At 45.2% G+C, this 10,583-nt stretch carries 12 protein-coding genes and 1 tRNA gene; all 13 read right to left on the reverse strand.

What is annotated here, in order from left to right:
- Window positions 1–318: 318 nt before the first annotated feature.
- Window positions 319–414: transfer RNA gene (locus tag K6T91_11250), tRNA-Sec, on the reverse strand.
- Between the two features lie 137 nt (window positions 415–551).
- A complete protein-coding gene (gene selB, locus K6T91_11255) occupies window positions 552–2,456 on the reverse strand; it encodes a selenocysteine-specific translation elongation factor (GenBank protein MCL6473367.1) in 1,905 nt (634 codons plus the stop codon).
- 226 nt (window positions 2,457–2,682) lie between these two features.
- Complete coding sequence (gene selA, locus K6T91_11260; protein ID MCL6473368.1) at window positions 2,683–4,095, reverse strand: L-seryl-tRNA(Sec) selenium transferase; 1,413 nt, start codon at window positions 4,093–4,095, stop codon at window positions 2,683–2,685.
- Window positions 4,096–4,259: 164 nt separating this feature from the next.
- Window positions 4,260–5,312, reverse strand: a complete 1,053-nt coding sequence (gene selD, locus K6T91_11265) for a selenide, water dikinase SelD (protein MCL6473369.1) — start codon at window positions 5,310–5,312, stop codon at window positions 4,260–4,262.
- Window positions 5,313–5,417: 105 nt separating this feature from the next.
- Complete coding sequence (locus K6T91_11270) at window positions 5,418–5,963, reverse strand: HDIG domain-containing protein (protein MCL6473370.1); 546 nt, start codon at window positions 5,961–5,963, stop codon at window positions 5,418–5,420.
- Complete coding sequence (gene hypB, locus K6T91_11275) at window positions 5,956–6,621, reverse strand: hydrogenase nickel incorporation protein HypB (protein ID MCL6473371.1); 666 nt, start codon at window positions 6,619–6,621, stop codon at window positions 5,956–5,958. The genes K6T91_11270 and hypB overlap by 8 nt, the downstream gene beginning before the upstream one ends.
- A 150-nt stretch (window positions 6,622–6,771) precedes the next feature.
- Window positions 6,772–7,116 (reverse strand): hydrogenase maturation nickel metallochaperone HypA, encoded by a 345-nt coding sequence (gene hypA, locus K6T91_11280; protein MCL6473372.1) that lies wholly within the window; start codon window positions 7,114–7,116, stop codon window positions 6,772–6,774.
- 143 nt (window positions 7,117–7,259) lie between these two features.
- Window positions 7,260–7,967 carry a twin-arginine translocase subunit TatC gene (gene tatC / locus K6T91_11285; GenBank protein ID MCL6473373.1) on the reverse strand — a complete coding sequence of 236 codons (708 nt, stop codon included), beginning with the start codon at window positions 7,965–7,967 and terminating at the stop codon, window positions 7,260–7,262.
- Window positions 7,968–7,991: 24 nt separating this feature from the next.
- On the reverse strand, window positions 7,992–8,261 hold the full coding sequence (gene tatA / locus K6T91_11290; protein ID MCL6473374.1) for a twin-arginine translocase TatA/TatE family subunit: 270 nt from the start codon (window positions 8,259–8,261) through the stop codon (window positions 7,992–7,994).
- An 83-nt stretch (window positions 8,262–8,344) separates the two neighbouring features.
- Window positions 8,345–8,761 (reverse strand): ATP-binding protein, encoded by a 417-nt coding sequence (locus tag K6T91_11295; GenBank protein MCL6473375.1) that lies wholly within the window; start codon window positions 8,759–8,761, stop codon window positions 8,345–8,347.
- Window positions 8,762–9,112: an STAS domain-containing protein gene (locus tag K6T91_11300; GenBank protein MCL6473376.1), complete on the reverse strand. Its 351-nt coding sequence runs from the start codon at window positions 9,110–9,112 to the stop codon at window positions 8,762–8,764. It abuts the gene before it with no gap.
- Window positions 9,113–9,311: 199 nt separating this feature from the next.
- Window positions 9,312–9,866: an archaemetzincin family Zn-dependent metalloprotease gene (locus K6T91_11305; GenBank protein MCL6473377.1), complete on the reverse strand. Its 555-nt coding sequence runs from the start codon at window positions 9,864–9,866 to the stop codon at window positions 9,312–9,314.
- 103 nt (window positions 9,867–9,969) lie between these two features.
- The coding region (locus K6T91_11310; protein MCL6473378.1) for a phosphoribosyltransferase at window positions 9,970–10,583 on the reverse strand (614 nt) is incomplete at its 5' end.

The raw sequence follows: 10,583 nt of genomic DNA on the forward strand, positions 1-10,583 counted from the left end.
GCATGGGGGTGGGGCGAAATTTTGACTTTATGCTGGTCTATATCGATTTTGAACGCAAGTTGATCTTCATTCGGGGATCGGTATTCAGAAAAGAGTTCTTTTGCACACCCGAGGGTATGCGCATTTCTTTGCCTCTCTCTTAATTCTTAAGGGTGAGTATCCGAAAGTAACTCAATCAGTTATAGATTATGCCAATATCCAAACTACCACGGATATTTTTGCCCATCCATCAGAAGGAAGTTAGAAAAACAAGAATAAACGCCAGATTTTTACTCTAGCGTTTTCCTATATCTCCAGCTTAACTAAGCTGTTTATGTTTGGCGGAGGTGCGTGGGAATCGAACCCACCAACCGAGGTTTAGCCCGGCCGACTGGTTTTGAAGACCAGCTGAGCCACCAGGCCCAATCCACCTCCATGAAAAGCGATGATGGACGCGTCCATCATCGCTGATAACAATATTTTGCCAGGTCTATGCCCAAAATACAAGATACGTACCGTGCGGTACTTAGAATGGCTATGTCGCTAAGGGCTGTATTACTAAGTTTACAGATTTAGCGGACAATTCGCGTATCGCCAACGCGGCGAGTGATGCCTATCATATCGAAGTAGCTTAAAATCGGGATAATGTATTTTCTTGACGTGTTAAGGACCTGGCGAGCATCACCAGGGCTTATTTGCTTGCCAGAGAAATTTTTCTTTATCATTTCTTTAGCTTTTTCTATAAGCTCAGTATCAAAATACATATTAGGGGCAATTCTAACTAACTTATGCTCCCTGACTAATAAATCCGCTAGAGAATTAACCTTTTTAATATCAAGCCCCATCTCTTGAGCTAACAAGGTAGTCTCGGGCGGACCATACTTGCCAGCTGATATCCTGCTTGCAATTTCAGCCAGAAGTTTTTCATCTTCTTTTCCGATTGTTACCTTGGCCTTTGCATGGGCTATTTGGGATTTTTCAATAACTATTTTACCGTTTTGCTGCAGATAGGAGATGAACGCATCGAACTCTTTATCCCCCATCCAGCCAAATAACTGGGATTTTATGATTTGCTTACCAACCCAGGGATTTAAGCTGTTCTGTTTGAAATTCTTATTCAGGAAATCCTCAAGGGTTTGCGTTAGCGAGTTAAACTTATCTATTAATATATAACTTTCCTGCCTATCGACGTTGATAGAGACTATATCGCCGGCATCCTTAAGCTTAGCTAGGCTTTCTTTGACCTGGGTCTCCTCGAGCTCAGACCTTACCCAGAGCGACCTTGCTGACATAAAGCCATTTGACTCCTTAAGGTATAACCTTACAATCGCATCAGGATCGCCCGTACTTAGAGTCTGACAGCGCTTGGTAAAATCCTTCTGACGCGCCGCTCTGAACTTTAATGGGTGGCTGTCCAGAATTCGCCCGCCCCCAATCGTTTGAATTGGGGAGTAGCTCCTGATCACAAATTTATCATCAAACTTGGTAACAAGCGGATTCTCGAGCCTGAGCTGGACAAAAGCAGTCTCACCTGGGTTAAGGATTTCTCTATCGGTCAGGACTATACGACCCAGCACTTCGCTTGTTCCATGGTGAACTCTAACCCTTGTTCTGTTTTTCAGCTCACGAGGAGCGCTGTCGAGAAGTTTAAGTTGAGCATCAAACATGTAGGTCGGCGAGAGAAAACCGGGGGCAAGAACGACCCCACCGCGCTCGATATTGTCTTTATCAAGCCCGACCAGATTAAGGGCAACCCTTTGCCCAGCAACCGCAACGTCAGTTTTCTGACCGTGTACCTGTACATTTCTTATCCTAACTTCTTTATCGATAGGAAAGACATGCGCCCTGTCATCGACCCTGATCTCGCCCGACCACAGAGTACCTGTTACAACGGTGCCCGCTCCCGACATCGAAAATACCCTGTCAACCGGCAGCCTGAAAGGCAATTTATCCTTTCGCGGCATTATGCGCTGGGCTATTTTATCCAGCTCTTCTTTAAGCTTGTCCAACCCCATACCGGTTTTTCCAGATACCGGCACAATTGGGGCGTTCTTTAGACTGGTCTTTACAAGAAGCTTGCGTATGTCATCTTCGACAAGACTCAGCCAGTCCTCGTCTACAAGATCGGCCTTGGTTAGCGCTACGACCCCTTCTCTGATGCCAAGCAAATCTACTATCGCAAGATGCTCTTCCGTTTGCGGCATGACTGAGTCGTCAGCGGCAACTACGAGCAACACCATATCGATTCCGGTTGCACCAGCAAGCATATTCTTAACAAAGCGCTCGTGTCCCGGAACATCCACAATGCCAACCCGCTGGCCGCTGGGTAGCGTTAAGTGGGCAAAACCAAGTTCGATGGAAATGCCTCTTTTTTTCTCTTCCTCTAACCTATCCGTGTCAATACCGGTCAGCGCCTTGATGAGTGTTGTCTTGCCATGATCGATATGACCGGCGGTACCTAATATTAACTGCTTCACTTCACTAACACCCTAAATCTTTTCAAGGTCGTAACCTGCTGCTTCGCTTAGCTTACAATTCAAAATCGAAATGCAAAACTGCGATGTAAAGTTAAAATTAATGCGCGACTCAACTGCTTTTTTAAGACTTGGCAAAGAGATAACCCTTTGCCTACTACCAAACGAGGCTTTAGCCCTACACTATACAATGCATGGATTTTGCTAAAGTTGTAAGTAAAATCATAAGCTACCTACCTCTTACTTTCTCAAAGGCAGCCATTATCTCTTTCTCTTCTCCATCTTGTATCGTTCGCGGGTCGAGAAGTACCGCATCTTCTTTGATCCTTACGACAACCGGAGGTTCGTTTTTGCGTAGCATCTCTTCCAGCTCGTTTACGGCAATGGATTTCGGCCGCACCGCAACAACCGTTGTTTTAAGCTCGGCAAGCGGCAACGACCCGCCTCCAACCTTTGAGAACTCTGGCTCAACAGCAACGGTAAAGCCGTCACCCAAAATTTTTGCGAGCGATCTTGAAAGTTTTTCTGCCCTTGCCTTTAGTTCGTCTGCTGAAGCCGTGATCATTCGTAATGTTGGGTTTGTCTTAAGAACTTTTTCTGTGTCTAGATACTCGCGAAGTGTCGCTTCAATGCCGGCAAGCGTCATTTTGTCGACACGCACAGCTCTTGCAAGCGGATGCTTCTTCATTCGATTGATAAACTCCGCTTTGCCGACAACCAAACCTGCCTGCGGGCCACCTAAGAGCTTGTCCCCGCTAAATGTAATCACATCGACACCGGCTCGCACACTCTCCTGAACCGTCGGCTCGTACTCAATACCGTAACGGGAGAGGTCGATAAGCACACCGCTGCCTAAATCCTCCATAACCGGAATACCAAGTTCCCAACCAAGGTCAACCAGCTCTTCAAGAGATACCTCATGCGTAAAACCAACGATCCTAAAATTGCTGGTATGAACTTTCATGAGGAGTGCCGTATTTTCAGTGACTGCATTTCGGTAATCTGTTATGTAGGTTTTGTTGGTAGTCCCAACCTCACGCAAGATGGCCCCGCTCTGCCGCATGACATCGGGTATCCTAAAGGAGCCACCGATTTCAACGAGCTGACCTCTTGATACTATTGCCTCTTTACCGGCAGCCAGCGTGCTCAACGCAAGAAAAACTGCCGAGGCATTATTGTTTACAACCATACCGGCCTCGGCCCCCGTAATTTTAGTCAGAATCGACTCAACGTGGCTATGGCGCGAGCCCCTTGTCCCTTTATCCAAATCAAATTCAAGATTGGAATAATTCGAGGCAGCCATCATAACTGCATCGATTGCGGATTTACTTAAAATTGAGCGGCCTAGATTGGTATGAATGACAACACCAGTCGCATTAATCACTTTTTTCAAACTAGAAGCGTACTGATCCTTTAACCAAACTTCCAGTTCCTTAATAAGTGAGTCAGATGAAAGCTCAATACCCTCTAGCTCTTTATTGGAAAGCAAAAGGATAGCTGTGCGCCTATTATCTATTACATGGCGGATGCCATCTACGACAAGAGACCTTGGATAAGCGTTTACAAGTAGCTTAACATCAGGCAAATCAAGAATTTCATCGACTTTTGGCAATTGCCTTAAATATCTGTTTTTTACCACTATTTTTCACCCCATAAGGCTTAAGGCACCTGACTGTGCTTGACACTAATCAAATTAAATAGGTTTTTAGGTTAAATTTCAACTTGGTAGATAAGATGCAGAGGTCATGGTATGCCGAAATGCGAATGCCAAAACCAAACAATTAGCGCTTTAAAACGTTAGTGCTCCTAGACAACTTCTATTAGGCCAGCAGGTCCCTCTTCAATGCGGCCTATAACCGCTCTTGTTTTTACGCCTTTAGCTTCCATTGCAGACAGAAGCTGGCTTCCTTTTGCTTGAGGCACACTTATTAAGAGACCACCTGAGGTCTGCGGATCAAACAATATCTCCGGCGGATATTCTCCCTCGGTAAGAAACACTACGGAGTCACCCAGGAAGGTGCGGTTATCCCTTGCACCGCCAGGGATAAATCCTTTAGTAGCCAGCTCAACCGTGCCATTTGATATTGGAACGCTGGCCATCTCTACAATTGCTTTCACTCCGCTTGCCTCAACCATCTCTTTAAGGTGCCCAAGGAGGCCAAATCCGGTAATATCGGTACATGAATTCACGCCAACCTCAAGCATCGCTTCAGCTGCACTCTTGTTCAAGGTGGCGGCGTACTCAATTGCTGGCATAATATCCTCTTCGGTTACTGCACCCCGCTTCAGAGCGCTTGCCAGAATTCCCATTCCAAGCGGCTTGGTGAGAATGATGTTATCTCCCGGCTTTGCGTTGCTGTTGGTTACAACTTTATCTATATCAACAACACCGGTTACCGCGAGGCCGTATTTTGGCTCGTTATCCTGTATAGTATGACCGCCGACAATAATTGCACCGGATTCCCTCACCTTATCCCGGCCTCCTTTGAGTATCTCCCCAAGAAGATTAAGCCCAAGACTGCATGGAAACGCGGCAAGATTTAATGCGGTAAGCGGCCTCCCGCCCATAGCATAGATATCACTTAATGCATTTGCCGCAGCTATCTGACCAAAAAGATACGCCGAATCTACAACTGGCGGAAAAAAATCGACCGTCTGCAGCAGTGCATGGGTATCGTCAAACTTATAAACAGCTGCATCGTCTGCCGTATCAAACCCGACCAATAATTCCTCTGCCTCATCCATTGGCAGCCAGCTAAGTGCTTGCTTTAAGTCCCCCGGACTCATTTTTGCAGCTCAGCCGCTTTTATGCGAATACTGCGTTAGACGTACTTTCTCCTTCACAAATAATCCTTTCATAAAATTATCCCTTAAGGGATAATTAATAATTATCATGATTATAACGATTTATTACTGATCGGGCAACTAAAATTGGTAAAATCGGGCATTTACAGGACTTGGCGGCTAAAGACCAAGCTTGTCTGATATTTCAGTCATAGCCTTAATGCCAAGGGCCATAAAATCCTCCAGCGAAAAGCCAAAATCTTTACAGGAGGACATCTGCTCCCTGCTCGCCCCTTTAGCAAAGGCCTTCTCCTTAAATCTTCTTAGAGCAAAATCCACAGTAGTAGAACTCATCTTCTTATCGGATGTCATGAGTGCACAAGCCACCAGAAATCCTGTCAAAGGGTCAGTTGCATAGATAGCTTTATCTATTAAACCATCCAGCGGCACTTTATTCGCATGAGCAAGGATGGCATGTATAACGCTCGGTGATACATCTGTATCTTTAAGCATCTCGGCTGTTCTAAGCCCATGGATGCCGGGGTTATCATAAGTCTCACTATAATCTAGATCATGCAAGAGCCCGGCAAGACCCCATTCGTTTTCATCCTCGCTAAAATGGCGGGCTAAGTGCCGCATGATAGCCTCGGTGGCGAGCATATGCTTGATAAGATTTTTGTTCTTAATGCGTTCCTTAACCAGACTTAATGCAACATCTCTATCCATTCGGCCTCCTGCTTTTGAGTTGTTCTTCAAGCCAGTCCACCCATACGTTAAACCCATGCCCAGTTCTACAGGATAGCGGGATAATCTTAACGCCGGGGTTCAGCCTGTGCACGACATCCTTGAGCTTCTCCATGCTGAAATCGCATAGCTCAAGCATGTCAATCTTATTGACAATAAGCACAGAGCAATCCCGAAAGATGGATGGATACTTATGCGGCTTATCGTCACCTTCAGGAACGGAGAGAATAACAACGCGTGCAGATTCTCCCAGATTAAAATCGGCCGGGCAGACAAGATTGCCAACATTTTCGATAATCAACAAATCGACACCTTTGAGGTTTAAGTGCTCAAGGGCTTTTTTTATCATATTGGCTTCGAGGTGGCATGCGCCCCCAGTATTTATCTGAACGCTCTCTATTCCACGCGCCCTTACCTTCTCTGTATCGACTTGAGAAGCGATGTCTCCCTCAATAACCGCCGTTTTAAACCTATCTGCGATTCTACTTGCTGTTTCCAGAATAAAGCTTGTTTTACCCGAACCTGGGGAAGCCATAAGATTTATCGCAAATATATTGTTTTTTTCGAAAAAACTCGCATTCTCCGCGGCAAGGTTCTCGTTTGCCTTAAATATGCTCTCAAATATTTTTATCTCGGTCATAGAAACCTCCGGTTAAGGCCCTTTGAATTCACTACGCTACGCTCAGGATAACAATAAAAGGGCCGCTCTGCTTAGGATGACGTCTAGCGGTAGACCTATGCAAAGCTAGTGCCTTCCTATCGCTAAACTCTGAACCCATTCTTTAACTACTTACTCTATCTCAATCGAGTCTACATAAAACTCCTTGCCAGATAGCAGTTCCACAGCTAACGAGCCGCATCGGGGGCAGGTGTATATTTCGAATTCTGTAACCCTACTCTCTTCCTTGCAGTTTGCGCACCGGATTGATATAGGCACGTGGTCGATCTCAAGCTTTGACCCACCGGCTATCGTGTCTTTAGTCAAGTACTCGAAATAAAACTGCATCGAGTCCTCGATAACAGACATCATATCGCCGATTGTTACGTTTACTTTTAAAATCTTTGAGGCATTGTTTTTTTTGGCGTGTTCAACCGCTATGTCAACGATGCTCTGTGTTAACCCAAGCTCATGCATAAATTAGCTCCTAGCTCTGAGCTGCTAGCTCCTAGGGTGAAGGTGAGTAACGAGGGTAGTAACTTTTAAAAACTACCCTGAACCCCAGTACCCAGAACCTTTCTGACATTGGCACTTTGGCACACCAAGACCTCAGCACTTTATCAGAGCCAGCGCGCAAAGAAAAGGCTGATTTCGAAAAGCAAGACCAAAGCTATGCCAAGCAATCCCATGCTTACAATACTCCAGTCCGGAGTGGCAATCGCGGCAATGATAAAGCTTACGACATAAGCATACCGCCAATTTTTGCGCAGCTTCTTGCGATCAACTATTCCCAGTTTTATCAAAAATATGATGACCAGCGGAGTTTCAAACGCAACTCCAAACGCCAGCACAAAAAGCGATACAAAATTTAGGTAGTCATCGGCTTTGTTTACAAAGTCTAGCTGTCCCCCACCCTGGGCCCGTAACCACTCCATCGAGGGCGGCAGCACAAGGAAGAACGCAAACGCCGCACCCCCAAGGAAAAGCAGTATTAAAAGCGGCAGCAACGTATACGCGTACTTTCTCTCCTTTTCCTTAAGCGCGGGAGCAAAAAAAGCGATTATCTGATAGATAATAAAAGGGGATGTAAGAATAAATCCCCCAATCACCGAGAGCTTAAAGCGGAAAGTAAATATTTGCATGAAGCCAAATATTGTTAGGTGAACGGATTTTAAGTCTGCCGGAAGCGGCCACTTTATAAATTCCATTATCGGGTTAAAGAAGGCGTAACTTATTGAAACTCCAACAAGCAGGGCAATAAGGGACCAGATAAGCCTTTTGCGAAGTTCATCTAAGTGCTCCAAAAACGTCATCTCTTGGTCGGTCACCGATAAAGCCTCCAGACAGAGATTCTAGCGGGATAGCTGGGGTTCATTATCTTTACTGCCCTCTCCCGTTTTACCCTTTTGTTCAGGCTCATCCTGTGCCTGCTCAGCGATGGCTGCAATTGGTTTAACCAGGTCTTTTTGCACCGCATCCTGAATTCCTTGAGAAGCTTTTTTGAATTCTCCAATCGCCTTGCCAAGGGATTTTGCGATTTCAGGCAGCTTTCGCGGGCCAAAAATAATTAAAGCCAGTGCCAATATTAAGATTAGCTCCGACGGACCCATACCTAGAAACATAAACTTCCTCCTACACCAGTGTAACAACCGGCATACATTAAGTCCAGTAGATGCAGACAATACCGAGAGGATAAACAGATAGGCTAATCGGGGATTTTCTTGATAAGCCGCAGCACCATTTGCCAGTCTTTCGTTTTCATTATTTCAACTTTATCCATAATACTAGTAAGGATACTCATACCTAAATCCCTCTCGCTCAGTTGGGCGCGCAGTTTCTCGACTGGCGACGCTTCTCTTGTCATATATTTTATGTCAATAAAAAGTCTATCGGGTTCAAAGTAAGAATCAACTTCCACCATGTTCTTGTCGGCATGGGCTTCTTTATGAAGTTGCAACATAGCATTAGTGCAGGCTTCAGATACGGCAATTTTTATATCCTCGATAGCCTCATTATCAAAACCCAAGAGCCCCGCATACGCTGCTGTCAGAAGCCTGGCAAGACCGATATATTCAGGCTTAGCCGGTATCTTTATGCTTGTCAGCTGGTTTACAACCTTCACCTATGAACCTTTCAAACTATTGATGGCCTCTTCTTCTGTAGCAAAGATGGGGAATACCTTAACAAGGCCTGTTATTCTAAAAATCTTGAGGATGTTTTCCTGTGTGCAAACCAAAGAGATTGAGCCCTGGTGAGACTTGACTCGCTTAAGACCCCCTACAAGTACGCCTAAGCCGGAGCTATCCATAAATTCCACTTTCTGCAGGTCTATAATGATATTATACTTGCCCTCATCTACTAGATCGATTAATCGGCTCTTAAGCTTAGGCGCTGTATATACATCAACCTCTCCTTCGAGAACGATTATCCCGATTCCGTTAACCTCTTTACTTTCGATCTTTAAATCCACCATGCCACCTCCTGAAGTATTCATGACAGTTATACCACGTAGAATTTACCGCTAAACTTCAAGCCCAGTTCGACTATTGGGTTTACAACCTGGAAAACAAGGGTTTGTATATTCTACCGCAAGCTAAAAACATTAACAATTATATATTCCCTAAACAAGCGCAATGCTAAACAGGAAATTGAAATATATTTTCAATTTTAAATCAATCGCGCAGCAAATGCATAGGGCGACCGCACTTTTCACAAAAGTCAGCACTTTTCCTGTCTGTATCAGCAAGGCCGCTTGAGAAATACATGACACATCTGGGGTCACTGCAATGCCTTAACCCAAAGGTATGACCAAGTTCATGAACAGCTTCTTTTTTTACCCGCTCAAGAAATAGCCTTTCTCCACCTGGACGGTTTGTGCCAGCTCGCAACCGACTTAAGGAGATTACTCCGCAGCAGCCACCCAGCGTAGCCTGCCCAAAAACAAAATTGAGCCCTTTCGAGAAAATATCTTCATCTATCACGCCAAGAGTTTTTACCGAATCGTGAGATCTGATCTGGCTTATAATCGCCAATAAATCGCCCGCATTATATTGGCCGCGTGCTTGATCAAATATCCTCCTTGGTACAGGAACAAATTGCGAGACCCTTGAAGGCAACTTAAACTTTTCTTCGATAACTTTTGAAATATAACGTAGCAGTTCCTGGTTGATCTTGCCGAAAGGTATCACCTCGATATAGCTATCCTTGACTTTGCTATCATCCTTCAATTCGGTGGCCTCCTAGTTCCTTAAATACAGCGCCATGATTTTTAGCTAATAAACATTCTTGCTACTGATAAATAACATGTGTAGAGACTTTTAATGAATACAACTATGATGCCGCACTACGATAGCGGCTTAATATTTCAATAACTTCAGAGTCTGTCACCTGGTCGAAAACCTCATAGAATTGACCAACGGCGAAAAACAACTCATGAACCTCAAGGCAAATGAGCTCGTCGACTTCCTGTGCAAGCCGAGCGCAAGTGTCGGATGGTGCAACTGGAACAGCTAAAACAATTTTTTTAGGGTTCTGGCGCTTAATAGCATGTATCGCAGCGAGCGCGGTATATCCTGTTGCCAAGCCGTCATCGATAACAATTGCAATCCTGCCTTGCAGCGGAATTGGAGCACGGTCGCCAAGGTACAGCTTCCGTCTCCTTGAGATCTCTTCCAGTTGTCTGCTGATCTCTGATTCGATATATTCTCTCGGGATTCCCAGTTCTCTTACCAGGGGTTCATTTATAATCGACTCACCCATAGCAACCGCTCCAATTGCCAGCTCAGGATTGCCAGGTGCACCTATCTTTCTGGGTATGACGATATCTAGCTGCAAGCCAAGAGCTTTTGCAACCTCATCGGCCACGACAACACCGCCTCTTGGAATAGCAAGCACCACGGCATCTGAACCCCGGTATTTACCCTCGAGTCTTCGTGCTAACTGAC

Source organism: Bacillota bacterium (genome assembly GCA_023511485.1).
Taxonomy (GTDB): Bacteria; Actinomycetota; Aquicultoria; order Aquicultorales; family Aquicultoraceae; genus CADDYS01.

What these genes read in the sequence shown, in the direction of transcription:
- K6T91_11270 (MCL6473370.1), bottom strand. Translation starts at nt 5,963, where the DNA reads ATGGATAGAGATGTTGCATTAAGTCTGGTTAAGGAACGCATTAAGAAC.
- hypB (MCL6473371.1), bottom strand. Translation starts at nt 6,621, where the DNA reads ATGACCGAGATAAAAATATTTGAGAGCATATTTAAGGCAAACGAGAAC.
- hypA (MCL6473372.1), bottom strand. Translation starts at nt 7,116, where the DNA reads ATGCATGAGCTTGGGTTAACACAGAGCATCGTTGACATAGCGGTTGAA.
- tatA (MCL6473374.1), bottom strand. Translation starts at nt 8,261, where the DNA reads ATGTTTCTAGGTATGGGTCCGTCGGAGCTAATCTTAATATTGGCACTG.
- K6T91_11300 (MCL6473376.1), bottom strand. Translation starts at nt 9,112, where the DNA reads ATGGTGGATTTAAAGATCGAAAGTAAAGAGGTTAACGGAATCGGGATA.